This window comes from Pseudomonas sp. BIGb0278, from assembly GCF_024809895.1.
In the GTDB taxonomy this organism is placed as follows: Bacteria; Pseudomonadota; Gammaproteobacteria; order Pseudomonadales; family Pseudomonadaceae; genus Aquipseudomonas; species Aquipseudomonas shirazensis.
This window is the reverse complement of sequence record NZ_JANUEL010000003.1, coordinates 288,427-313,236: the sequence shown is the minus strand read 5'-3', so window position 1 is coordinate 313,236 and position 24,810 is coordinate 288,427. Positions and strand designations below refer to the sequence as shown.

Sequence of the window (24,810 nt, the reverse complement as noted above, 5' to 3'; positions counted from 1 at the left end):
CGAGCAGTGCCTGCGTGCAGCGGCGGTTGAACACGGCGAACTCCAGTAATTGTCAGGATAAAGGCTCGCCTGCACCGAAATGCACCCGGTCCTTGCCGGCGCGTTTGGCCTTGTACAGGCAGCGGTCGGCGTGGATAAGGATGTCGGCTAGGGCTTGATCGTGGCTGAAGGGCACCAGCCCAGCGCTGAAGGTGAAGCGGGCGGGAGCTTCGCGGCTGTTGCGGACCGCCTCCAGCAGGCGCTCGGCGATGGCCAGGGCGATGGCTGGGCTCTGGGTATCGATGATGACGCCGAATTCCTCACCACCCAGCCGCCCGGCACAATGGCTGCCGGCCATGTTGCGCAGACGTGCAGCGAGCACGCGCAGCACTTGATCGCCGGCAGCGTGGCCGAGTTGGTCGTTGATCCGCTTGAAGTCGTCGATATCGATCATCATGAAGAAACCGCCGCCGTGGCTTTCGATGACGCGCTCGAAGCGATCCATCAATGCTCGTCGGTTGTAAAGCGAAGTCAGGTAGTCGGTCTCCGACAGGGTGCGATAGTGCTGCTCGATCTGCAGTGTGATGCTCAGTGCGCGCAGGTAGGTGCGGCTGTTGATCCAGCCCAGGCTGATCGAGAAGGCAAAAAAAATAGCCAGATACCAGCGGTAGTCGCTCACCTCATCGTGACCGATGTGGGGCATCACCAGCACCCAGCTCAACACGGCGGCCAGCAGATAATCCATTGGCCCACGGATCAGCAGCGATGCGCCGACCACCGCCAGCACGGTCATGGCCAGAGAGAACTGGCGATGCAATGGCGGGTAGTCGAGAAAGATCAGCTTGAAGCCGAGCACCACCGTCAACATGAACAGCAAGCCCGAATACCGCCATACATTGTCCGAGTTTGTCCGTGTCTGGATGATGAACAGAGCTACCATCATCAATAGCGGTCCCCAGGCGCCGAGCGTGACGATGCGTTCGTCAAGCACCAGGTGAACGGCAAGCCAGCTGGCGATAACCAACAGTTGCACGGCGATGATGCCCTCGCGCAGCAGCAGCCTGATGCGCGGGCGATGATCAGCCGAGACATCCAGCTCCAGGCTGGGGTATTTCCGATTCAAGGGCATAACTACCAAGCTCCATGCTGACCCGCGTGACGGCGAAGTAGATCGCCATGGTGTGCCTGACCAGCTCGGCGAACGCCGGGCGCATCTCGACCAGTGATCCCTGGGTGCGGAAGTAGCCTTTGCTTTCGCCTTCCTTGACCAGCCGTGCCACGTGCATGGTGGATACCCCGAGCCGGGAGGACAGCTCGGCATAGCTGGAGACCTTGTAGCCGCCGTCGTTTGAGCGAAAGCCCCGGGTATCAAGGTACAAGCTCAGCATCGGCAGATGACCACCGTCGCGGTTCATGATCCACTTGGCCCCCGGCAGCAGCCCGTCCAGCAGCACGTCGGCATCCAGCAGGTGAGCGAATCCGCTGAAGTATTGACGCAGGAACGCCGTTGGCTCGGTACGCTGCCAAGGCTGGGCATCGGGTATCAGCTTCTGGGCCGGTATGAGGTATGCGCTGATCAGTTGTGTGGCCAGATCGATAGCGGTTTTGCTGGGTCTGTAGATGCGTTGCCGAGCATCATCCGGGTGGGGCGATACGTGCATATAGCCCGATATCAGGAAGAACGAGAAATACGACTCCAGGGTGTTGCGCGTCAGGTAGCCACGCCGCTCGCAAAATGCCTTGACCCGCGATAACGGTGTCATAGGGTCGTGGAAATGAAAGGCGAACAGCGACAGCACGACCATCAGGCGGTCGTATTTGAGCAAGCTCTTGAAGAAGAACGGTTTGCGCCGGTATTGCTCAAGCATCAACTGCAGGTGGTGGTCCAGCGCGGCATCGGAATCAAGCCGGTAGAAGTTGCTGATCGTCAAATGCAGGTAGTGCAGCAGTTCGGCTCGTTTCATGGCTAGCAACATCACCTAATATCAATGGCTGCACATGGCCATTATCGTTTCAGCGCCGATTATGCGGTCTCGCGGAGCAAATTCAGGATGGCCCCAAAAATGTTGCAAGGTTGACCGCTGGGCAAGGTTTGGCCATGCATGGTCGATGGAGCTGGACCCTTGGCGGCTATTCGATGATCAGGCCGAGCGTGCCGCCTTGCCAGCGCACTTGGTCGGCTTGTGCAACATCCCGAAGCAAATACTTCCATGGCGAACGACAGGCCAAGCCTTACTCTGGGTTTTCCTTTCTGTAGCGTGGAGACGTGCGCATGAACACCCGAGGTTTGCTCGATCAACTGTTCAAGACCGGCCAGGAAATGCTCAGCAAACAAACCGGTAAAAGCGCTGGCGGCAAGCCGTCGCTCGGTGCAGGCGGTCTCGGTGGGCTGCTCTCCGGGATGGGCGGCGGCGCCCTGGCAAGTGGCGCCATGGGCTTGTTGCTCGGTAACAAGAGCGCGCGCAAGTTCGGCGGCAAGGCGCTGACCTACGGCGGCCTGGCAGCGCTTGGGGTGATCGCCTACAAGGCCTTCAATAACTGGCAGGCGCAGCAGGCCACTGGCCAGGTGCGCGAGCCGCAGACGCTCGACCGGCTGCCACCGGCTGAAGCCGAGCTGCACAGCCAGGCCGTGCTGCGTGCGCTGGTCGCGGCAGCCAAGTCCGATGGCCATATCGATGAGCGTGAGCGTGAACTGATCGAAGGTGAATTCACCCGTCTGGACAGCGACCGCGAACTGCAGCAATGGCTGCACGCCGAGCTGAACAAACCGCTCGACCCGGCAGAAGTCGCCCGCGCCGCGCAAACCCCGGAAATGGCCGGCGAGATGTACCTGGCGAGCCTGATGATGGTCGATCAGGAAAACTTCATGGAGCGCGCCTACCTCGATGAGCTGTCGCGCCAGCTGCGCCTGGATCCGGCACTGCGCCAGGAGCTTGAAGCCCAAGCCAGGCTTGCCGCCGGTCAGTAATCTGGCTATTTGCCACCTTTGCCGGCAGGGATGCCGCAAACGCCGCTCATTCAGCTGAGAAACCCGGCTCATGCCTGGGCTATACTCGAGCGATTTCCCCGCTCGTACTGAATTCTTGAGGGCTGATTTTGAAAAACTGGACCATGCGCCAACGGATCCTGGCAAGTTTTGCCGTGATCATCGCCATCATGTTGTTGATGATCGTTGCAGCCTACTCAAGGTTGGTCGCCATTTCCGCGAGCGAGGAAGCGGTCGGTTCCGATGCCATCCCCGGCGTCTACTACAGCTCGATGATCCGCAGCGCCTGGGTCGACAGCTACGTCACCAGCCAGCAGTTGGTCGGCCTGAGCAAGCATCGCGATATCGCCTCTGCGGATATCGAACTGTTCAAGAGCTTTGAAGAGCGCCTGCGCCAGCACATGGCCAGTTATCAGGCAACCATTCGTAATACGGAAGACCAGACCAGCTTCGACGCCTTCGTCGACATGGAAAAACGTTACATCGCCGACATCGAACTGGTACTCGAGGCCTACCGGCAGAAGAACTACGCCGAAGCCGAGCGCTTGATCACCGACGTGCTGACGCCCGCCTGGGTTGAAGGGCGCAAGCACCTCAACACCGTGATCGAACGCAATCGGGAAGCGGCCGACGTAGCCACCAAAGACATCGTCAGCGCCGTGGCCACCGCCAAGGGCAGCATGATCGTTTCGCTGATCCTGGCCATCATCGCTGCCGGCATTTGCGGGCTGCTGTTGATGCGTGCGATCACCACGCCCATGCAACGCATCGTACATGCCCTCGATAAGCTGCGCTCGGGTGACTTGAGCATGCGCCTGGACCTGGACCGTAAGGACGAGTTTGGCGCCATCGAAACCGGCTTCAACGAAATGGCCGAATCCCTCGCCAGCCTGGTCGCCCAGGCCCAGCGCTCGTCGGTGCAGGTGACCACCTCGGTTACCGAAATCGCCGCCACCTCCAAGCAGCAGCAAGCCACGGCCACCGAAACCGCAGCCACTACCACCGAAATCGGCGCCACCTCGCGTGAGATCGCCGCCACGTCGCGTGATCTGGTGCGGACCATGACCGAGGTCACCTCGGCTGCTGACCAGGCCTCGATCCTCGCCGGCTCCGGCCAGCAAGGCCTGGCACGCATGGAAGAAACCATGCACCAGGTGATGGGCGCGGCCGATCTGGTCAACGCCAAGCTGAGCATCCTCAACGAGAAGGCCAGCAACATCAATCAGGTGGTGGTGACCATCGTCAAGGTTGCCGACCAGACCAACCTGCTGTCGCTGAACGCTGCGATCGAGGCCGAGAAGGCCGGCGAATACGGCCGCGGCTTCGCCGTGGTGGCCACTGAAGTGCGCCGCCTGGCCGACCAGACCGCCGTGGCGACCTACGATATCGAGCAGATGGTGCGCGAGATCCAGTCGTCGGTTTCGGCCGGGGTAATGGGCATGGACAAGTTTTCCGAAGAAGTCCGCCGCGGCATGTTCGAAGTGCAGCAGGTTGGCGAGCAACTCAGCCAGATCATCCATCAGGTCCAGGCGCTGGCGCCGCGGGTATTGATGGTCAACGACGGCATGCAGGCCCAGGCCACCGGTGCCGAGCAGATCAACCAGGCGCTCTCTCAGCTCAGCGACGCCAGCACCCAGACCGTCGAATCGCTGCGCCAGGCCAGTTTCGCCATCGATGAGCTGAGCCAGGTCGCGGCTGGCCTGCGTGGCGGTGTCTCGCGTTTCAGAGTCTGATGACAATCAAGGATCTACCTCAGCGCGAACCCACAGCCGGCTCCGGCAAAGGCGTGCTGTACCTGCAGTTTCGCCTCAACGACCAGCGCTTCGCCCTGGATGTGCGTGAGGTGGTGGAAGTGCTGGCGCTGCGTACGCTCAAGCCTATCGCTCAGGCCCCGGGGTGGGTGCGCGGGATTCTCAGCCATCGTGGTGCGCTGATCCCGGTGATCGACCTGGCCGCGCTGAGCTTTGCCAGGCCGGCCGCAGCACGCACCAGCACGCGGCTGGTGGTGGTGCGTTATCACCCGGCTGCCAGCGCTATCACGCTGCACCTGGGTTTGATCCTCGAGCAGGCCACCGAGACCCTGCGCTGCCAGCCTGACGAGTTCCAGCCGTATGGGCTGGACAACGGCGAGGCGCCCTATCTGGGCCCGGTGCGCCAGGATGCCCAAGGCATGTTGCAGCGCATCGAGATCGACCAGTTGCTCAGTGACGAGGTCCGTCGCTTGCTGTTCCCGGATGCGCCAGCGCAGGTGCCGGCATGATCGAACAGCAGTTTTTTCGATTCTTGCAAGAGCGCATCGGCCTGGATGTCGAGTCGGTCGGAGTGCCCATGGTCGAGCGTGCCCTGCGTCAGCGCAGTGCTGCGCTGGCAGCCCACGACTTGAACGATTACTGGCTGCTGCTGCAGCAATCGACGGCTGAACAGCAAGCGCTGATCGAGGCGGTGATCGTCCCGGAAACCTGGTTTTTCCGTTATCCCGAGTCGTTTGCCGCGTTGGCCGGCCTCGCGCACAAGCGCTTGGCCGAACTGGCCGGTGTGCGGCCGCTGCGCATCCTCAGCCTGCCGTGCTCGACCGGCGAAGAGCCGTATTCGATTGCCATGGCGCTGCTCGACAGCGGCATGAGCGCCGCCGCGTTCAGTGTCGATGGGCTGGACATCAGCCCCAACTCGGTCGCCCGTGGACGCCAGGCGCTGTACGGGCGCAATTCCTTTCGTGGCAGTGATGTGGCCTTTCGCGAGCGGCATTTCAGCGCTACCGGTGAGGGCCATCAGTTGCATGAGCGAGTCTGCCACCAGGTCGATCTGCAGGTCGGCAACGTGCTTGATCCAGCCCTGGCTAGTCGCAACGGGCATTATGACTTCGTGTTCTGTCGCAACCTGCTGATCTACTTCGACGTGCCCACCCAGCACCGGGTGTTTGCGGTGCTCAAGCAATTGCTGCATGCCCAGGGTGTGCTGTTCATTGGCCCCGCCGAAGGCAGCCTGTTGGCGCGCCTGGGCATGCGGCCATTGGGCATCCCGCAGTCGTTCGCCTATGTGCGCCAGCCGGAACAAGCCGTGCCCGTAGTTACCCCGACGCCTGCACGGCCGGCCCTGGCGTCTGCGCCATGGAGCCAGCCGCCTGTGCCGCGTAGCGTGCCGCCAGCGCCGCGGCACGTGCGCCCAGCGCCCGCCCCGTCGCTAGTGGCCACTGCCGGGCAGGCCGGCGAGAGCGAGCTGCTGGCGCAAATCGCCCGCCAGGCCAACGCCGGCGACAGTCAGGCCGCGCTGGCCAGTTGCGAGCGCTACCTGCGCCAGTTCGAACCCAAGGCGCAGCTGTACTACTGGCTGGGCCTGCTCAGCGACACCGCAGGCGACAGCCACAACGCCATTATCCATTACCGCAAGGCCGTGTACCTTGAGCCGCAACACCCCGAGGCGCTGCTGCAACTGGCCACGCTGCTCGCCGCACAAGGCGATGAGGCCGGTGCGCGGCGTCTGCAGGAACGCGCCGCGCGTGCCGGTCGGGAGCCGCAACGATGAGCGAGATTCATGAGCTGCTGCTGGTCAGCGAAGACCACGCGCCGATCGACGACTGCTGGAATCGCATCGGCGTGCATGGCAACAAACAATGCCCTTTGCTTGAACAGCATATTCACTGCCGCAACTGCGAAGTGCATGCCGCAGCCGCCACGCGCCTGCTCGATCGCTACGCCCTGCAGCAGGACCAAGAGCCTGTCGCCGCCGCGCCGCTGACCGAATGCACCGGGCGTTCGATGCTGGTGTTCCGCCTGGGTGAAGAATGGCTGGCGCTGGCGACTGCCAGCCTCGCCGAGATCGCTCCGGTGCAATCCGTGCATTCCCTGCCGCATCAGCGCTCGCGGGTACTGCAAGGTGTAGCCAATGTGCGCGGCGCCCTGGTGCCGTGCCTGTCACTGGCCGCGCTGCTGGGGGCCGACAGCCTGCCGGCCAGCCCCATCAATGGTCGGGTAATGCCACGCATGCTGATTCTGGCCGCCGAAGGCGGGCCGGTAGTTGCTCCAGTGGATGAAGTCGATGGCATTCATCGGCTTGATATCGATGCCTGTGAAGACGGCCAGGACACTGCGCGCTTCACTGCCGCCGTGCTGCAGTGGCGCGGGCGCAGCGTGCGCGTACTGGATTCGACCCACTTGCTATCGGCTGTCAAGCGGAGCCTGTCATGACCCCTGAGCAAATGCGTGATGCGTCTTTGCTGGAGCTGTTCAGCCTGGAGGCCGAAGCCCAGACCCAGGTGCTCAACACTGGCCTGATTGCGCTCGAGCGCAACCCGACCCAGGCCGATCAGCTCGAAGCCTGCATGCGTGCCGCGCACTCGCTCAAAGGCGCGGCGCGGATCGTCGGCGTCGACGCCGGGGTGAGCGTCGCCCACGTCATGGAAGACTGCCTGGTCGCGGCCCAGGAAGGTCGGCTACGTTTGCGTGGCGAACACATCGATGCCTTGCTGCAAGGCACCGACCTGCTGATGCGCATCGCTACGCCGGGCGATGCCGCCGGTGAGCTGGCAGTGCCGGGCTTTGTCGCGCAGATGACGGCGTTGCTCGACCCCGCTGCCGCTTTCAGTGCGGCGCCGCAGTTGGTTGCTGCAGCAGTGAGTGAGGCGTTGCTGGCCGCGCCGTCGGTGGCCAGCGCCGAAGTACCCGCGCTGGCCGCCCAGGCGCAAGCCGATGTCGAGCCTGCACCGCGGCCAGGCAAACGCAGCAGCCAGACCGGCGAGCGAGTATTGCGGGTGACGGCGGATCGCTTGAACAGCCTGCTCGACCTGTCCAGCAAGTCGCTGGTGGAAACCCAGCGGCTCAAGCCCTACCTGGCCAGCCTGCAGCGGCTCAAGCGCATGCACGGGCAGGGCATGCGTGCCCTCGACGGGCTGAAGAGCCAGCTTGAGAGCAGCGGCCAGAGCCCTGAAGTACTCGATGCGCTGGCCCAGACCCAACGCCTGCTCGGCGAAACCCAGGCCATCCTGCAACAGCAAGCAGCCGAGCTCGACGAGTTCGGCTGGCAAGCCAGCCAGCGCGCGCAAAACTTGTATGACACGGCGCTGGCCTGCCGCATGCGGCCATTCGCCGACGTGCTTACCGGGCAGAGCCGGATGGTCCGCGATCTGGGCCGCTCGTTGGGCAAACAGGTGCAGTTGCAGATCGAGGGCGAGAAAACCCAGGTCGATCGCGATGTCCTGGAAAAACTCGAAGCCCCGCTGATTCACCTGCTGCGCAACGCCGTCGACCATGGCATCGAACTGCCCGAACGACGCCTGTTGGCGGGCAAGCCCAGCGATGGCGTGATCCGCCTGCGTGCATCCCACCAGGCTGGGATGCTGATTGTCGAGCTGAGTGACGATGGCGCCGGCATCGACCTTGAGCAGCTGCGCTGCAGCATTGCCGAACGGGCCTTGTCACCGGCCGAGACCGTGGCGCAGATGAGCGAAGCCGAGCTGCTGACGTTCCTGTTCCTGCCCGGTTTCAGCATGCGCGATCGGGTCACCGAGGTATCCGGTCGCGGGGTGGGGTTGGACGCAGTGCAGCATATGGTGCGCGAGCTGCGCGGCTCGATCGAGCTGACCCAGGTTGCTGGCCAAGGCTGTTGCTTCCATCTGCAGGTGCCGCTGACCTTGTCGGTGGTACGCAGCCTGGTGGTTGAGGTCGGCGGCGAGGCGTATGCCTTTCCGCTGGCGCATATCGAGCGCACCCTTGACGTGCCCGCCGAGGCCATCGTCCAGATCGAAGGGCGTCAACACTTCTGGCACGAGGAGCGCCATATCGGCCTGGTCTCGGCCAATCAGTTGCTCAATCGCCCGCAAGGGCAGGGCGATGAGCGCAGCCTGCGGGTTGTGGTCATTCGCGAGCGCGAGCAGCTCTACGGGATTGCCGTCGAGCGCCTGATCGGCGAGCGCGTGCTGGTGGTCATGCCGCTCGATGCGCGCCTGGGCAAGGTTCAGGATATCTCTGCCGGAGCGTTGCTCGACGATGGCTCGGTGGTACTGATCGTCGACGTCGAAGACCTGCTGCGCTCGGTGGAAAAGCTGCTGACTACCGGCCGCCTGGAGCGCATCGAACGCAACGGCGCCAGTGCCAAAGGCGTCAGCCGCAAGCGCGTGCTGGTGGTGGACGACTCGCTGACGGTGCGTGAGCTGCAACGCAAGCTACTAAGCAATCGCGGCTACGACGTGGCCATTGCGGTGGATGGTATGGACGGCTGGAACGCCCTGCGCGGCGATGACTTCGACCTGCTGATCACCGACATCGACATGCCGCGCATGGACGGCATCGAGCTGGTCACCCTGGTGCGCCGCGACCAGCGCCTGCAAGGCTTGCCGGTGATGGTGGTGTCGTACAAGGACCGTGAAGAAGACCGCCGGCGTGGCCTGGATGCCGGCGCCGACTACTATTTGGCAAAGGCCAGCTTCCACGATGACGCGTTGCTGGATGCAGTGGTCGAGTTGATCGGAGGTGCACAAGGATGAAAATTGCCATCGTCAACGACATGCCCCTGGCCGTCGAGGCGCTGCGCCGGGCGCTTGCGCTGGAGCCGGCGCATGAGCTGATCTGGGTCGCCGGCAATGGCCAGGAGGCGGTCGAGCGCTGCGCCGCACAGATCCCGGACCTGATCCTCATGGACCTGATCATGCCGGTGATGGACGGCGTCGAGGCAACCCGGCGAATCATGGCGGTAACGCCCTGCGCTATCGTCATCGTCACGGTCGACCGCAAGCAGAACGTGCACCGCGTGTTCGAGGCCATGGGCCACGGCGCGCTGGACGTAGTCGATACGCCGGCGCTGGGCGCGGGTGATCCGCGCGAAGCGGCCGCGCCATTGTTGCGCAAGATCCTCAATATCGGCTGGCTGATCGGTCAGCAGCGCACTTCGGCGCCAAGCAGCGTGCCCGCCGCTGTGCGCGAAGTCTCGCAGCGTACCGGCCTGGTGGCGATTGGTTCGTCTGCTGGCGGCCCGGCCGCGCTTGAAGTTTTGCTCAAGGGCCTGCCCAAGCAGTTTCCGGCGGCCATCGTGCTGGTGCAGCATGTTGACCAAGTGTTTGCCGCAGGTATGGCCGACTGGCTCAGCAGTACCTGCGGCCAGGTCGTACGGCTTGCCCGCGAAGGCGAGCCGCCGCAGGCCGGGCAGGTATTGCTGGCAGGCACCAACCACCATATCCGCTTGCTGAAAAACGGCCAGCTCGCCTACACCGCCGAGCCGGTCAATGAAATCTACCGACCCTCGATCGATGTGTTTTTCGAGAGCGTGGCACGCCATTGGAATGCGCCCGGCGTGGGCGTTCTGCTCACCGGGATGGGCCGCGATGGCGCCCAGGGTTTGAAGATGATGCGCCAGCAGGGCTTTTTGACCCTTGCCCAGGACCAGCAGAGCAGTGCTGTATATGGCATGCCCAAGGCCGCTGCGGCGATTGATGCAGCGATGGAGATCCGCCCGCTCGAGCGCATTGCCGGGCGATTGACGGAGTTTTTTACCAAATGACATCAGCAATTGAGTCACACCGCCTGGACGGTCGTGACCAGGTGAACAGGCATGATTGATCTACCAAGCGCAGGTCTTGTGACCGCCAACGAAAACTCGGCGATGGTGCTGCTGGTGGACGATCAGGCAATGATCGGCGAAGCGGTGCGGCGTGGGCTGGCCCATGAAGAGAATATCGACTTCCACTTCTGTGCCGATCCGCATCAGGCCATCGCCCAGGCCATGCGCATCAAGCCGACGGTGATCCTCCAGGACCTGATCATGCCGGGCCTGGATGGCCTCACCCTGGTGCGCGAATACCGCAACCACCCGGCCACCCAGGACATCCCGATCATCGTCCTGTCGACCAAGGAAGACCCGTTGGTCAAGAGCGCCGCGTTTGCCGCCGGGGCGAATGATTACCTGGTCAAGCTGCCGGACACCATCGAACTGGTGGCGCGAATTCGCTACCACTCGCGCTCCTACATGACCCTGTTGCAGCGCGACGAGGCGTATCGCGCACTGCGCGTCAGCCAGCAGCAACTGCTCGACACCAATTTGATGCTGCAGAGCCTGATGAACTCCGATGGCTTGACCGGCTTGTCCAATCGCCGCCACTTCGACGAGTACCTGGAACTGGAGTGGCGCCGGGCCATGCGTGAGCAGCAGCAGCTGTCGCTGTTGATGATCGACGTCGACTACTTCAAGGCCTTCAACGACAGCTTCGGCCACCTGGCCGGTGACGAGGCGCTGCGCCAGGTGGCTGCAGCGATTCGCAATTCATGCTCACGGCCAAGCGACCTGCCGGCGCGCTACGGCGGCGAAGAGTTCGCTCTGGTGCTGCCTAACACCTCGCCGGGCGGCGCCCGCCTGATTGCCGAAAAACTGCGCCAGTCGGTCTACGCCCTGGGCATTGCCCACACCGCACCCGAGGCCGATGCGCGGCTGACCGTGAGCCTGGGCATCGCTACCTTGACCCCGGCCATCGGTAGCCATTGCCGGCAACTGATCTCGGCCGCCGACAAGGGCCTGTACCTGGCCAAGAATAATGGGCGCAATCAGGCCGGTATTGCCTGATAAGCGCCTTGCGCCTGCCCGGCGGGTCTGCCGCCGTGGCTCGGACTGGTTTATACTCACCGGCTTTTCACCGAATTCGCGCGAGTAGCCTGCCCAATGGAAATCCAACCGATCCTCAACACCATCAAAGACCTCACCGAACGTTCCGAATCGATTCGGGGGTATCTTTGACTACGATCTGAAAGCTGAGCGCCTGATCGAAGTCAACCGCGAGCTGGAAGACCCGGCCGTGTGGAACAAACCCGAGTACGCCCAGGAGCTGGGCCGCGAGCGCGCCATGCTGGCGCAGATCGTCGGCACCCTGGACGAGATGTCCAGTGGCCTGGCCGATTCGCGCGAGCTGCTCGACATGGCCGTCGAAGAAAACGACGAAGCGGCGGTCAACGACGTTGTCGAAGTGCTCGAAGGACTCGAAGAGTCCCTGGCCAAGCTGGAATTCCGTCGCATGTTCAGCGGCGAGATGGACATGAACAACGCCTACCTGGATATCCAGGCCGGTTCCGGCGGTACCGAAGCACAGGACTGGGCCAACATCCTCCTGCGCATGTACCTGCGCTGGGCCTCCAAGCGTGGCTTCGACGCCACCATCATGGAGCTGTCCGAAGGTGAAGTCGCCGGCATCAAAGGCGCCACCGTGCACATCAAGGGTGAGTACGCGTTCGGCTGGTTGCGTACCGAGATTGGCGTTCATCGCCTGGTGCGCAAGAGCCCGTTCGACTCCGGCGCGCGTCGTCATACCTCCTTCTCGGCAGTGTTCGTCTCGCCCGAGATCGACGACAAGGTCGAGATCGACATCAACCCGTCCGACCTGCGTATCGACACCTACCGCTCCTCGGGTGCCGGTGGTCAGCACGTCAACACCACCGACTCGGCGGTCCGGATCACTCACGTGCCGACCAACACCGTGGTCAGCTGCCAGAACGAACGTTCTCAGCACGCCAACAAGGACACCGCCATGAAAATGCTGCGGGCCAAGTTGTACGAGCTGGAAATGCAAAAGCGCAGCGCAGCCTCGCAGGCTCTGGAAGACAGCAAGTCGGACATCGGCTGGGGTCACCAGATTCGCTCGTACGTGCTCGACGCGTCGCGAATCAAAGACCTGCGCACCAACATCGAACGCAGCGACTGTGACAAGGTGCTGGACGGCGATATCGACGAATACCTCGAAGCGAGCCTCAAGCAAGGCCTGTAACTTCTCGGCTGCTGAGCTGCAAGACCCTCGCCTGCGGGCGAGGGCAATGAATCCTTGATGGAAAATCTGACGACATGAGCGATCTCAAACTCGACCCGCAAGACCTGCAACAGGAAGAAAACACCCTGATCGCGTTGCGCAAGGAAAAACTTGCCGCCGAGCGTGCCAAGGGCCAGGCCTTCCCCAACGACTTCCGTCGCGACAGCTACTGCAGCGACCTGCAGAAGCAGTATGTCGACAAGACCAAGGAAGAGCTGGAAGCTGCAGCGATCCCGGTCAAGGTTGCCGGTCGTATCATGCTCAACCGTGGCTCGTTCATGGTTATCCAGGACATGACCGGGCGCATCCAGGTCTACGTCAACCGCAAGACCCTGCCGGAAGAGACCCTGGCTGCGGTCAAGACCTGGGACTTGGGCGACATCATTGCCGCCGAAGGCACCCTGGCGCGTTCCGGCAAGGGCGACCTGTACGTCGAGATGACCAGCGTGCGTCTGCTGACCAAATCGCTGCGTCCGTTGCCGGACAAGCACCACGGCCTGACCGACACCGAGCAGCGCTATCGCCAGCGCTACGTTGACCTGATGGTCAACGAAGAGACCCGCCACACCTTCCGTGTGCGTTCGCAGGTGATCTCGCACATCCGCAGCTTCCTTGCCAAGCGCGACTTCCTCGAAGTGGAAACGCCGATGCTGCAGACCATCCCAGGCGGCGCGGCGGCCAAGCCCTTCGAAACCCACCACAACGCGCTGGATATGCAGATGTTCCTGCGGATCGCGCCTGAGCTGTACCTCAAGCGTCTGGTCGTGGGTGGCTTCGAGAAGGTCTTCGAGATCAACCGCAACTTCCGTAACGAAGGTGTTTCGACCCGGCACAACCCCGAGTTCACCATGCTCGAGTTCTACCAGGCCTACGCCGACTACGAAGACAACATGGACCTCACCGAAGAGCTGTTCCGCGAGCTGGCGCAGCTGGTGCTGGGCAGCACCGACGTGCCTTACGGCGACAAGGTGTTCCACTTCGGAGAGCCGTTCGTGCGCCTGTCGGTGTTCGACTCGATCCTCAAGTACAACCCCGAGCTGACCGCCGCCGACCTGCAGGACGTCGACAAGGCCCGCGCGATTGCCAAGCAGGCAGGTGCCAAGGTGCTCGGCCACGAAGGCCTGGGCAAGCTGCAGGTGATGATTTTCGAAGAGCTGGTCGAGCACAAGCTGGAGCAGCCGCACTTCATTACCGAGTACCCGTTCGAAGTGTCGCCGCTGGCCCGCCGCAACGACGCCAACCCGAACGTCACCGACCGCTTCGAGCTGTTCATCGGTGGCCGCGAAATCGCCAACGCCTACTCCGAGCTCAATGATGCCGAAGACCAGGCCGAGCGCTTCCTGGCCCAAGTGGCGGAGAAGGACGCCGGTGATGACGAAGCCATGCACTACGACGCCGACTTCGTCCGTGCGCTGGAATACGGCATGCCGCCGACTGCCGGTGAAGGCATCGGTATCGACCGCCTGGTGATGTTGCTGACCAACTCGCCGTCGATCCGTGATGTGATCCTGTTCCCGCATATGCGCCCACAGGCCTGAGTGCTGTGAACAAGCCGCCTTTCGAGGCGGCTTTTTCTTGGCTGTCATCCGCGGCTCGGCCGCTGGTTGACAGCAGTGCTGTACGACGATCAATTCCACGAGGTATTCAGCGTGAACCCAGCAATCGCCGAACAAGGCGCAGCCGGCGTAGCCAGCGCCGTTGCTGAAAGCGTGCAGTACCAAGGGCGCAAGACCAGCCGCCAGGGCAGTGAACAACGCCGCCAGCTGATTCTCGATGCAGCGATGCGCATCGTCGTCCGCGACGGCGTGCGCGGCGTGCGCCACCGCGCCGTAGCCGCCGAGGCCGGTGTGCCGCTGTCGGCCACCACCTACTACTTCAAGGACATCGAAGACCTGCTCACCGATACCTTTGCCCAGTACGTCGAGCGCAGCGCCGACTACATGGCCAAGCTGTGGGCGACCAGTGAAGGGGTGTTGCGCCAGTTGCTCGCGCAGGACGATGGCAGCGCCGCATCACGGACGCGGCTGGTCGATGAAATCGCGCGGATGACCGCCGACTACGTCAGCCGGCAACTGAGCAATCGGCGTGACTTTCTCATGGCCGAGCAGGCCTTCCGCCAGGAGGCCTTGCTCTGCCCGCGGCTGGCCGAGCTTGTGCGCGCGCACGAACGGATCCTCGCGCAAGGCGCGCGGCAGATGCTCCAGGTAATCGGCTCGCATCATCCCGAGCAGGACGCACAGATGTTGACGGCGATTATCGAGCAGATGGAATATCAAGGCCTGCTTGAACAAACGAACGGGCAGGCCGATGGGCAGATGCTCGCTATTCTTACCCGCTACCTGCACCTGGTGCTGGCATCGGTCTGAGCTGCGAGCGGTTTGCGCTGTCACCGATCTATCTAGGAGAGCCTGATGAAAGCCTGGCGTATGGTGTTGTTGACGTTGTCATTCCTGATGCTGGGCGGTTGTCTGGTGACCTTTGGCGACCCGCTGCCGGCCAACCAGACCGCACCCAAGGCGTTACTGGGCAAGTGGAGCAGCAAGGATGCCTGGGGTGAGCCGCTCAAGCTGAGCATCAGCCGCGCGGCTGGCAACAGCTACAAGGCGCTGGCCACTGCCAAAGGCAAGCCGGCTGAAGACTACGTGTTTACCGTTGCCCGTCATGGCAGCCGCTGGTACCTGTCGGCCGGGGTGCCAAAGCGCCTGGGCGGCAACTTCCTGATTGGCGGCTTCGAGGTCAGCGCCGACGGCAAGGAACTGGTGGTGTACAACCTGGACGTCGATCAGGTGCACGAGGCGCTCACGCGCAAGGAACTCAGCGGGCGCAGTATCGAGGTGCCGGAAGACAACGGTCCGGGCGTGTTGATCGACAGCCCGACCGAGCGAGTGCTGGCCTATCTGGATGACCCGGCCAACTCTGACCTGTTCGTCGAAGTGGCGCGCTTCCAGCGCGTCGGCAAGTAATAGCCGCTACAAGGAATTAGCCGTGGACGAGTATCAGCAGACCATTCGCGCGTTGTCCGACCGCATTGTCGTGGCGCAGACGCCGATCCGCGTGCTCGATGCGGTGAAGTGGGACGATAACATCCGCCAGGCCTTCATCAACGGCAAGGGCAAAGAGCCGCCTGCCGTGGACCGCGCCTATTACCAGTCGCGCCCCCTGGGCTTCGATTCGAGTGCATTGAAGGCCGAGTTTCAGAGCATCGAGCGCGATATCACTCGCCAGCTTGGCCAGTTCAACCCGGTCGGGCAGATCATGCGGCGCATGTGCCGCGAGTACCGCATGGTGGTGCGCATGCTGGAAGCGCGCGGCACCGAGGACTTCGGCCTGATTTCGCAGGAGCTGTATGGTGCAGCTTCCGATGCGTTTCATGCCGGCGACCCGACCCTGGCCGACCTTGGCCTGATGCTTTCTGATTACCTGAACAACATCGATGGCCGCGGCGATCTCAAGGACGAGCCGAAGAACCTCACGGCCAAGCAAGCGGTGGATATCCTCCAGCGCCGGCTGAATACGGTGTTCGGCGAGGCCGAAGGCACCATCCGCGTGTTCGAGTCCGACGGTATCGTGGCCGATGCAGCGGCGGGCGCCGACTACATCAAGGTGCGCGCCGATGCCATGTTCAACAGCCGTGATGTGCGTGCGCTGGAGGTTCATGAAGGGCTGGTGCATGTTGGTACCACGCTCAACGGGCTTAACCAGCCGATCTGCACCTTCCTCGCCAAGGGGCCGCCGTCGTCGACTGTGACCCAGGAAGGCCTGGCCATCCTTATGGAAGTGATCGCCTTTGCCTCGTACCCGAGTCGCCTGCGCAAGCTGACCAACCGCACGCGGGCCATTCACATGGTCGAGCAGGGCGCCGATTTCATGCAGGTGTATGAGTTCTTCCGTGGCCAGGGCTTCGAGATCGGCCAGAGCTACAGCAACGCCAGCCGAGTGTTCCGCGGCTCGGTGCCGAACGGCCTGCCATTCACCAAGGACTTGTCCTACCTCAAGGGCTTCATCATGGTTTACAACTACATTCAGTTGGCGGTGAAGAAGGGCAAACTTGAGCAGATCCCGTTGTTGTTCTGCGGCAAGACCACTCTGGAGGACATGCGCACCCTGCGTCAGCTGGTCGAAGAAGGCCTGGTCGAACCGCCCAAATACCTGCCCGAGCAGTTTCGCGACCTGAATGCGCTGTCTGCCTGGATGTGCTTCTCCAACTTCCTCAATCACCTGAGCCTTGATCGCATTGAAGCCGACTACGCGAACATTCTGTAAAGGCCTGGCGCTGACACTGGCGCTGACCCTCGGCGGCTGCAGCAGCCTGCTGTTCTATCCCGAGCCGGGCCAGGCATTCACCCCCGAGCGGGCCAAGCTGGCCTATCGCGATGTGACCCTGACCACCAGTGATGGCGTGCGCTTGCACGGCTGGTGGCTGCCGGCCAAGGATGGCGTCGAGGTCAAGGGTACGGTGCTGCACCTGCACGGCAACGGCGGCAACCTGCCTGGGCACCTCGGCGGCAGCTACTGGCTGCCGGAGCAGGGCTACCAGGTGTTGATGATCGACTATCGCGGTTATGGCCTGTCTGAAGGCAAGCCAAGCCTGCCTGAGGTGTACGAAGACATAGCTGCGGCCATGAGCTGGCTTGAACGGGCGCCTGAGGTGCAGGGCAAACCACTGGTGCTGCTGGGGCAGAGCCTGGGCGGAGCGATGGCGATTCATTACCTGGCGGGCCACCCTGAGCAGCGTCAGCGCTTCAGTGCGCTGGTGTTCGATGGCGTGCCGGCCAGTTATCGCTCGGTCGGGCGATACGCGCTGGGTACCGGTTGGCTGACCTGGCCGCTGCAGGTGCCGTTGTCATGGCTGGTGCCCGACGGCGACAGCGCGATCCGTTCGATCGAGCGCCTGGACAGCCCGCCGAAGTTGTTTTTCCACAGCATCGACGATGCCCTGGTGCCGCTGGAAAACGGTCTGGACTTGTACCGTCATGCGCCACCACCACGGGTGTTGCAACTGACCCGCGGCGGCCACGTGCAGACCTTTGCCGACCCGACCTGGCGCCAGGTGATGATCCGCTTCCTGGATGATCCGACCCATTTCAACGGCCTGCGGCGCTTGGCCGAAGTGCCTAATTTCCCTGATGAGAAGAACAAGCAATGAGTGAAGAACGCAACGCCATCCCGCTGATTCTGACCGGCGTCGGTAGCATCATCGTGACGGTAGGGGCCCTCTGGTATTACGGCTACCTGCATTTTGCCAAGCCTGAGGATGCCCTGTTGCTGCAGGACTTCACCATGCTCAAGACGGTGCCGGGCGAGGATTACAAGGTCTCGCTGGAGCCTGCGGCGCAGGTGGCGCAGTGCATGGATGGGGTGTTGGTATTGATCGATATGCAGCAGAAGGGCCTGACCGGTGTGCTGGTCGACAATCGCAAGCGTGCGGTGCGCTGTGTTGGCGAGGAGACGCCGCGGCAAGTGCAGTGAATCGCATCGGGGCCGCTGCTCGGCCCCAGCAATTCTGAAACTCCCGCCAAAGCAGAACACAAAAAAACCGCGTGAGCCCAAAGGCTTCACGCGGTTTTTGTTTGTCGCGACGGGGCTGCCAGGCAGCCCCGCTGGCAACCCTTACTGGTTGGCAGCAGTACGCGGTGCAACCGGCTGGTTGTCGTTGGAAATGGTTACTTCCACACGACGGTTCTGGGCACGGCCGGAGTTGCTGGTGTTGTCAGCAACCGGGTATTCCTTGCCATAGCCCTGCGAGACGATACGCGCTGGATCTACACCGGCACGTACCAGGGCCATGCGCACAGCGCCAGCACGACGCTCGGACAGGCTCTGGTTGTAGCTGGCCGAACCGACGCTGTCGGTGTAGCCCTCGACAATCACTTTACGCTCTGGGTTTTCAGCCAGGAACTGCGCCAGCTTGGTCACGTTGGGCAGGGCGCTGCTCTTCAGTTCAGCCTTGTTGAAGTCAAACAGCACGTCGCCGAAGGTCACCAGGGTGCCACGGTCGGTCTGTTTGGCGTTCAGGCTGTCCTGCAGCTTCTTGATCTGGGCGTCACGGGCATCCAGGCGAGCCTGGGCACGTTGCGCCGAAGCGTTCTTCAGCTCGCCTTCAGCAGCGCGCAGGGCGATGGTCTGCTTGGCGACTTCAACGCGCTGGCTGGTCAGGTAGGCCAGCTGGTCGACTTTCTTGGTGTCTTCGCGATCCATGTAGGCCTTGTCGGCCTTGTTCAGCCAATCCTGCGCGTCCTTGGTCTCAAGGGCGGCCAGTTTGGTCGACTGTGGATCGCTCTGCAGCGCTGAGAAGCTGGTGCGAGCAGACTCGAGGTTGGCGTTTGGATCATGCGAGCAAGCAGCAAGGCCAACACTCAGGGCCAGCAGAGCGGGGATCATGACGTAGTTGCGCATAGTGTTCTTCCTTTAATCAGTAACGAAGGCTGGGGGAGGCGGGCAGGCTTATTCAGCGCTGCGCAGGCCTTCCTCACGCAGTTCCTGGACGCCTTGGCGGGAGTCCTGCACGGCTTTTTGCGCTTTGGCAGCCTGTGCCTTGCGCTCTGCTACGCGGGCGTCCCACTCAGCCTGCTCGGCGAGCACCTTGGCTTCTTCGTACTTTTTGTCGTGCATGGCAATTTCAGCTTTCTTGAACTTGTCCTGCGCCGCTTTCATTTCCACCGCAGCGAACTCGGTACCACCGGAGCTCACCGCCGCGTTGACCGCAGATTGGGTCACGGCGTACTGCTCGGTTGGCGGCTTGCCGGCGCAACCAGCGAGGACAAACGTGCTGCCCAGGGCCAGCGCGGCCAGTTTCAGGCCATGCATGCGGGTGGATGATGTTGGCATAGTGCGGCTCTTCATGTTGGTCAGCTCCATTGGATCACTCCTGATGACAATGTCCGTGGCAGTCCATCGCTCGTTCCCTGACAGTGCGCGCTTCAGCTGAACTGTGCACTACCACTGTGTGCAGGGTTTTAGCGTGATGGCTATTGGCTCGGACTGGAGCGTTTTTCGAATAGTTCCGAAAAAAATAGCAAGCCGTTACAAGTATTTTCTGACTGAACGGTCAGCGAGAAACTGCGGAACTTTCAGCTCGCGCAGGGGTAGGGCAGGGTAACTGCGGCGGGGCGCACGGGCCCCCCCGCGGTCGTCAGCACGTTATTTGGCAGGGTCTTGATCGGTGCTTGTGAACGTCTGCAGATGCTGCCGCGACAGCGCCAGAAAGCGCGGCGTAGAGCCTACGTCTTCATACATGGGGTCGCCTTGCTCATCGGTGGCAATGACCTGCCGGCCCTGCACATAGGGGAAGCTCGCTTCCAGCTCTTCGAGGGCCGAGGCGACCAGTTCGCCGAGCAGTTCTTCGGCGGTGCGTTTGGGGAACATATCGATCAGCGCGGCCAGGCGCGCCTCCGATTCCAGGTCCAGATGCAGGATGTGGCTGGTCGGGCTCAGGCTGCCTGCGGCGTTCTGTTCCCAGTGTTGGGCGAGTTCGCGGATTTTCATGATGACCTCTGTGCAGCTTGGATAGGGCGTGATGCCATGCACTGATTGGGAGTGGCTCTGCTCAACTTTAGTTGCTTTGGCGGTGTCAGGCTTGCCTTGAGCGCGCTGCTGTGGGCACTCTTGGGGCTGCTGGTTCCTGAATGGATGCGCGGACGAGCCGCGCTGGAGAAAGGCCTGATGACCGATATCGATGTACGCTTGCGTGAGGATGTCCATCTGTTGGGGGAACTGCTGGGTGAAACCATTCGCCAGCAGCATGGCGATGCGTTTTTGCAGAAGATCGAAGCCATCCGCCACAGCGCCAAGGCCGACCGCCGCGGCGCGGCCGAGCAGCTCAGCTCGACCCTCGACGACCTCGCCGATGACGAGCTGTTGCCGGTGGCGCGGGCATTCAACCAGTTTCTCAACCTGGCCAACATCGCCGAGCAGTATCAGCTCATCCACCGCCGCGCTGCCGACCAGCCCGAGCCGTTCGAGAGCCGGGTTTTGCCCGAGCTGCTGGCCCGCCTGAAGCAGGAAGGGCACAGCGACGATGCCCTCGCTCGGCAGTTGGCCAAGCTCGATATCCAACTGGTGCTGACCGCGCATCCAACCGAGGTCGCGCGGCGCACCCTGATCCAGAAATACGACGCCATCGCCGCGCAATTGGCCGTGCAGGATCACCGCGACCTGACCCCCGCCGAGCGCGAGCAGGTGCGCGACAAGCTGCGCCGATTGATCGCCGAGGCCTGGCACACCGAGGAAATCCGCCGCACCCGGCCGACCCCGGTGGACGAAGCCAAATGGGGCTTCGCAGTCATTGAACATTCACTGTGGCAGGCCGTGCCCAGCCATCTGCGCAAAGTCGACAAGGCGCTGTTCGAGGCAACCGGCCTGCGCCTGCCGCTAGAGTCGGCGCCGGTCCGTTTCGCCTCGTGGATGGGCGGTGATCGTGATGGCAACCCCAACGTCACCGCCGCCGTGACCCGCGAGGTGCTGCTGCTGGCGCGCTGGATGGCCGCGGACCTGTTCCTGCGTGATATCGATAGCCTGGCCGCCGAACTGTCGATGCAGCAGGCCAGTGCTGAACTGCTCGAACAGGCAGGCGAGGGCGCTGAACCCTATCGCAGTGTGCTCAAGCAGCTGCGCGAGCGCCTGCGTGCGACTCGCAGCTGGGCCCAGGCCGCACTGACCAGCAACCAACCGCCTGGTGCCCAGGTACTCAGCGACAACCGCCAGCTGCTCGACCCGCTGGAGCTGTGCTACCGCTCGCTGCACGAGTGCGGCATGGGGGTGATCGCCGATGGCCCGCTGCTCGACTGCCTGCGCCGCGCGGTCACCTTTGGCTTGTTCCTGGTGCGCCTGGACGTGCGCCAGGACGCTGCTCGCCATCGCGATGCGATGAGCGAGATCACCGACTACCTCGGCCTTGGCCGTTATGCCGACTGGGATGAAGAGCAGCGCATCGAATTCCTCCAGGCTGAACTGAAAAATCGCCGGCCGTTGCTCCCGGCCCATTTCAAACCGCAGGCCGAGACCGCCGAGGTCCTCGATACCTGCCGCGAGGTGGCCGCCGCGCCGGCGGCGTCACTTGGCTCATACGTCATCTCCATGGCCGGCGCGGCATCGGATGTGCTGGCCGTGCAACTGCTGCTCAAGGAAGCCGGCCTGACCCGGCCAATGCGCGTGGTGCCGTTGTTCGAGACCCTGGCCGACCTGGACAACGCCGGCCCGGTCATGCAACGGCTGCTCGGCCTGCCGGGTTACCGCAGCGGCCTGCGCGGCCCGCAGGAAGTGATGATCGGTTACTCCGACTCGGCCAAGGACGCCGGCACCACGGCGGCGGCTTGGGCGCAGTATCGCGCCCAGGAAACCCTGGTGCAGATCTGCCGCGAGCATCAGGTCGAACTGCTGCTGTTCCACGGCCGTGGCGGCACCGTCGGCCGCGGCGGTGGCCCGGCCCATGCGGCGATCCTGTCGCAGCCACCCGGCTCGGTCGCCGGGCGCTTCCGTACCACCGAGCAGGGCGAGATGATCCGCTTCAAGTTCGGCTTGCCGGGCATCGCCGAGCAGAACCTCAACCTGTATCTGGCCGCCGTGCTCGAAGCCACCCTGCTGCCGCCACCGCCGCCTGAGCCGGCCTGGCGCGAGGTGATGGACCAACTCGCCGCCGATGGCGTCAAGGCCTATCGCGGGGTGGTGCGCGAGAACCCTGACTTCGTCGAGTACTTCCGCCAGTCGACTCCCGAGCAGGAGCTGGGCCGCCTGCCGCTGGGCAGTCGCCCGGCCAAGCGCCGCGCGGGCGGTATCGAAAGTCTACGGGCAATTCCATGGATCTTCGGCTGGACGCAGACACGGCTGATGCTGCCGGCCTGGCTTGGTTGGGAAAGCGCCCTGAACAATGCCTTGGCGCGCGGCCAGGGTGAGCTGTTGGCGCAGATGCGCGAGCAGTGGCCGTTCTTCCGCACCCGCATCGACATGCTCGAGATGGTCCTGGCCAAGGCCGATGCGCAAATTGCCGAGGCCTACGACCAACGTCTAGTGCAACCCGAGCTGCTGCCATTGGGTGCGCACCTGCGCGACCTATTGTCGCAGTCATGCCAGGTGGTATTGGGCCTGACCGGGCAGCCGGTGCTACTCGCACACAGCCCTGAGACCCTCGAATTCATTAGCCTGCGCAACACCTATCTGGACCCGCTGCATCGCCTTCAGGCCGAGCTGCTGGCGCGCTCGCGCAGCCGTGAAGCCGCTCTGGACAGCCCGCTGGAGCAGGCGCTGCTGGTCACTGTGGCAGGGATTGCCGCCGGCCTGCGCAACACCGGTTAGGGTGCCTCCAAAGGAGGCTCAGGTGGGCGGGGGCGGGCTACGATAGTGCACGGCAGAACAGGGTTGCACCGAGGGCAACCCTTGCCACGGCAGGTCGCAAGTGGCGGTTTATCGCAACTTTGGGACGCTTGTCTGGTCGCCGGGCGCTGTGTATCTTGATCAGCCTTTTGACCGATTTTCTGGTCGACACCTGATTTTCCGGACTTGGCCCTGACGCCGACTCCGTTGATTTGCATAAAAAAATATGAGGAGCACAAGATGCGCGTAATTCTGCTGGGAGCTCCCGGGGCCGGTAAAGGTACTCAGGCAAAATTCATCACCGAAAAGTTCTCGATCCCACAGATCTCCACCGGCGACATGTTGCGTGCCGCAGTGAAGGCTGGCACCCCCCTGGGCATCGAAGCCAAGGCGATCATGGACGCTGGCAAGCTGGTTTCCGACGAGCTGATCATCAACCTGGTCAAGGACCGTATCGCCCAGCCAGACTGCGCCAACGGTTTCCTCTTCGACGGCTTCCCGCGCACTATTCCGCAGGCTGAAGCGCTGGTCACTGCCGGCGTCGAGCTGGACGCTGTGGTCGAGATCGCTGTGGAAGATGAAGAGATCGTTCAGCGCATTGCTGGCCGTCGCGTCCACGAAGGCTCGGGTCGCGTCTATCACGTGGTCTACAACCCGCCAAAGGTTGCCGGCAAAGACGACGTGACTGGCGAAGATCTGGTCCAGCGTAAAGACGACACCGAAGAAACCGTGCGTCATCGCCTGTCGGTCTATCACGACCAGACCAAGCCATTGGTCAACTTCTACCAGAAGCTTGGCGCTGCCAACGGCAAGCCGAAGTACAGCCACATCGAAGGTGTCGGCTCGGTTGAAGCAATCACTGCCAAGGTCCTCGCAGCCCTGAGCTGATCGTTACCTTGCATACGACAACGGCCCGCTTGCGGGCCGTTGTCGTTTATACTGGCGCTCTTTTTCTTGCGTCTGGAAACCCGTTCGATGACCACCTTGCTGGCCCTGGATACCGCCACCGAAGCCTGTTCCGTTGCATTGCTGCATGACGGCAAGGTCACCAGCCACTATGAGGTCATCCCGCGTCTGCACGCGCAAAAGCTGCTGCCGATGATCAAGCAGTTGCTGGCCGACGCGGGCGTGGCGCTGAGCGCTGTCGACGCCATCGCCTTCGGTCGCGGCCCTGGCGCCTTCACCGGCGTGCGCATTGCCATTGGCGTGGTCCAGGGCCTGGCCTTCGCCCTGGAGCGGCCGGTGCTACCGGTTTCCAACCTCGCCGCGCTGGCCCAAGGCGTGTTGCGTGAGCGTGGCATCGCTCAGGTTGCCGCAGCCATCGATGCGCGCATGGATGAAGTCTACTGGGGCTGCTATCAGGCCACTGCTGGCGAGATGCGCCTGGTTGGCCGCGAAGCGGTGCTGCCGCCGGAGCGGGTAGCGCTGCCGGATGGTAGCAGCGGCGACTGGTTCGGCGCCGGCACTGGCTGGGTTTACCACGAGCGCCTGGCGGTACCGGTCAGCGCCATGGACACCAGCTTGCTACCCAGCGCGCTCGATGTGCTGAGCCTGGCCGGGTTTGCCTGGGCCCGCGGTGAAGCGGTCGCCGCCGACCAGGCGCAACCGGTTTATCTGCGCGATAACGTGGCCACGCCCAAGGCGGTTTAAGCGGCTGTTCGTCGGCTGCTTACTTTTGCGCTAAACCTTTGGTGAGAACTGTGGTCCAGTTATCACAACGGCATTAGCGATGGATCTCTGATGCTGCTAAATTGCCATCATT

23 protein-coding genes are annotated in these 24,810 nt (G+C 62.9%); 18 read left to right on the top strand and 5 right to left on the bottom strand.

Annotated features, from left to right (window positions below):
* Positions 1-52: 52 nt before the first annotated feature.
* Positions 53-1,108 carry a diguanylate cyclase gene (locus tag M2396_RS14195; protein WP_259075607.1) on the bottom strand — a complete coding sequence of 352 codons (1,056 nt, stop codon included), beginning with the start codon at positions 1,106-1,108 and terminating at the stop codon, positions 53-55.
* On the bottom strand, positions 1,059-1,943 hold the full coding sequence (locus tag M2396_RS14190) for a hypothetical protein (protein WP_259075605.1): 885 nt from the start codon (positions 1,941-1,943) through the stop codon (positions 1,059-1,061). The genes M2396_RS14195 and M2396_RS14190 overlap by 50 nt, the downstream gene beginning before the upstream one ends.
* A 308-nt stretch (positions 1,944-2,251) precedes the next feature.
* Between M2396_RS14190 and M2396_RS14185 the strand changes: the two genes are divergently transcribed.
* The 15 genes from M2396_RS14185 to M2396_RS14115 all read left to right on the top strand — a co-directional run bounded on the left by M2396_RS14185 (position 2,252) and on the right by M2396_RS14115 (position 18,209).
* Complete coding sequence (locus M2396_RS14185; RefSeq protein WP_101317133.1) at positions 2,252-2,947, top strand: tellurite resistance TerB family protein; 696 nt, start codon at positions 2,252-2,254, stop codon at positions 2,945-2,947.
* A gap of 128 nt (positions 2,948-3,075) precedes the next feature.
* Positions 3,076-4,698: a methyl-accepting chemotaxis protein gene (locus M2396_RS14180; protein ID WP_259075603.1), complete on the top strand. Its 1,623-nt coding sequence runs from the start codon at positions 3,076-3,078 to the stop codon at positions 4,696-4,698.
* A 5-nt stretch (positions 4,699-4,703) separates the two neighbouring features.
* Entirely contained in the window at positions 4,704-5,225 is a 522-nt protein-coding gene (locus M2396_RS14175) for a chemotaxis protein CheW (RefSeq protein ID WP_375139946.1), read from the top strand.
* Positions 5,222-6,487, top strand: a complete 1,266-nt coding sequence (locus M2396_RS14170; protein WP_188035507.1) for a protein-glutamate O-methyltransferase CheR — start codon at positions 5,222-5,224, stop codon at positions 6,485-6,487. Before M2396_RS14175 ends, M2396_RS14170 begins: the two co-directional genes overlap by 4 nt.
* Positions 6,484-7,149 (top strand): chemotaxis protein CheW, encoded by a 666-nt coding sequence (locus M2396_RS14165; RefSeq protein WP_150571530.1) that lies wholly within the window; start codon positions 6,484-6,486, stop codon positions 7,147-7,149. Before M2396_RS14170 ends, M2396_RS14165 begins: the two co-directional genes overlap by 4 nt.
* Complete coding sequence (locus M2396_RS14160; RefSeq protein ID WP_259075600.1) at positions 7,146-9,443, top strand: hybrid sensor histidine kinase/response regulator; 2,298 nt, start codon at positions 7,146-7,148, stop codon at positions 9,441-9,443. The genes M2396_RS14165 and M2396_RS14160 overlap by 4 nt, the downstream gene beginning before the upstream one ends.
* Entirely contained in the window at positions 9,440-10,453 is a 1,014-nt protein-coding gene (locus tag M2396_RS14155; protein WP_150571532.1) for a chemotaxis response regulator protein-glutamate methylesterase, read from the top strand. Before M2396_RS14160 ends, M2396_RS14155 begins: the two co-directional genes overlap by 4 nt.
* Positions 10,454-10,504: 51 nt before the next feature.
* Positions 10,505-11,509, top strand: coding sequence for a PleD family two-component system response regulator (locus M2396_RS14150; RefSeq protein ID WP_188035508.1), 1,005 nt, complete (start codon positions 10,505-10,507; stop codon positions 11,507-11,509).
* A 96-nt stretch (positions 11,510-11,605) separates the two neighbouring features.
* A protein-coding gene (gene prfB / locus M2396_RS14145; RefSeq protein ID WP_101317151.1) for a peptide chain release factor 2 occupies positions 11,606-12,701 on the top strand; the annotation gives its coding sequence in 2 pieces (ribosomal slippage) (positions 11,606-11,677 and positions 11,679-12,701; 1,095 coding nt in all).
* Between the two features lie 74 nt (positions 12,702-12,775).
* Positions 12,776-14,278 carry a lysine--tRNA ligase gene (lysS, locus tag M2396_RS14140; protein ID WP_101317154.1) on the top strand — a complete coding sequence of 501 codons (1,503 nt, stop codon included), beginning with the start codon at positions 12,776-12,778 and terminating at the stop codon, positions 14,276-14,278.
* 123 nt (positions 14,279-14,401) lie between these two features.
* A complete protein-coding gene (locus M2396_RS14135; RefSeq protein ID WP_101322957.1) occupies positions 14,402-15,106 on the top strand; it encodes a TetR/AcrR family transcriptional regulator in 705 nt (234 codons plus the stop codon).
* A gap of 45 nt (positions 15,107-15,151) precedes the next feature.
* A complete protein-coding gene (locus M2396_RS14130; protein WP_101317156.1) occupies positions 15,152-15,703 on the top strand; it encodes a hypothetical protein in 552 nt (183 codons plus the stop codon).
* Positions 15,704-15,725: 22 nt separating this feature from the next.
* Positions 15,726-17,003, top strand: a complete 1,278-nt coding sequence (locus tag M2396_RS14125) for a flavohemoglobin expression-modulating QEGLA motif protein (protein ID WP_101317158.1) — start codon at positions 15,726-15,728, stop codon at positions 17,001-17,003.
* Positions 16,975-17,886, top strand: a complete 912-nt coding sequence (locus M2396_RS14120) for an alpha/beta hydrolase (protein ID WP_181106149.1) — start codon at positions 16,975-16,977, stop codon at positions 17,884-17,886. The genes M2396_RS14125 and M2396_RS14120 overlap by 29 nt, the downstream gene beginning before the upstream one ends.
* Entirely contained in the window at positions 17,883-18,209 is a 327-nt protein-coding gene (locus M2396_RS14115) for a hypothetical protein (protein WP_101317164.1), read from the top strand. The genes M2396_RS14120 and M2396_RS14115 overlap by 4 nt, the downstream gene beginning before the upstream one ends.
* A 141-nt stretch (positions 18,210-18,350) precedes the next feature.
* Here the strand turns inward: M2396_RS14115 and M2396_RS14110 are convergent, their stop codons facing one another.
* The 3 genes from M2396_RS14110 to M2396_RS14100 all read right to left on the bottom strand — a co-directional run bounded on the left by M2396_RS14110 (position 18,351) and on the right by M2396_RS14100 (position 20,225).
* Positions 18,351-19,136, bottom strand: a complete 786-nt coding sequence (locus M2396_RS14110) for an OmpA family protein (protein WP_101317166.1) — start codon at positions 19,134-19,136, stop codon at positions 18,351-18,353.
* 48 nt (positions 19,137-19,184) lie between these two features.
* Positions 19,185-19,598 carry a DUF4398 domain-containing protein gene (locus M2396_RS14105; protein ID WP_101317168.1) on the bottom strand — a complete coding sequence of 138 codons (414 nt, stop codon included), beginning with the start codon at positions 19,596-19,598 and terminating at the stop codon, positions 19,185-19,187.
* Between the two features lie 282 nt (positions 19,599-19,880).
* Positions 19,881-20,225 carry a pilin assembly protein gene (locus M2396_RS14100; RefSeq protein ID WP_101317170.1) on the bottom strand — a complete coding sequence of 115 codons (345 nt, stop codon included), beginning with the start codon at positions 20,223-20,225 and terminating at the stop codon, positions 19,881-19,883.
* A gap of 177 nt (positions 20,226-20,402) precedes the next feature.
* Here M2396_RS14100 and ppc point away from each other — a divergent pair, with 177 nt between their 5' ends.
* From ppc to tsaB, 3 genes are all read left to right on the top strand, one after another.
* Entirely contained in the window at positions 20,403-23,030 is a 2,628-nt protein-coding gene (ppc, locus tag M2396_RS14095; protein ID WP_101317173.1) for a phosphoenolpyruvate carboxylase, read from the top strand.
* Between the two features lie 258 nt (positions 23,031-23,288).
* Complete coding sequence (adk, locus tag M2396_RS14090) at positions 23,289-23,936, top strand: adenylate kinase (protein ID WP_101317175.1); 648 nt, start codon at positions 23,289-23,291, stop codon at positions 23,934-23,936.
* Between the two features lie 87 nt (positions 23,937-24,023).
* The gene (tsaB, locus tag M2396_RS14085; RefSeq protein ID WP_181088571.1) at positions 24,024-24,698 is read left to right on the top strand and encodes a tRNA (adenosine(37)-N6)-threonylcarbamoyltransferase complex dimerization subunit type 1 TsaB; all 675 of its coding nucleotides are present in this window, start codon (positions 24,024-24,026) and stop codon (positions 24,696-24,698) included.
* Positions 24,699-24,810 lie beyond the last annotated feature (112 nt).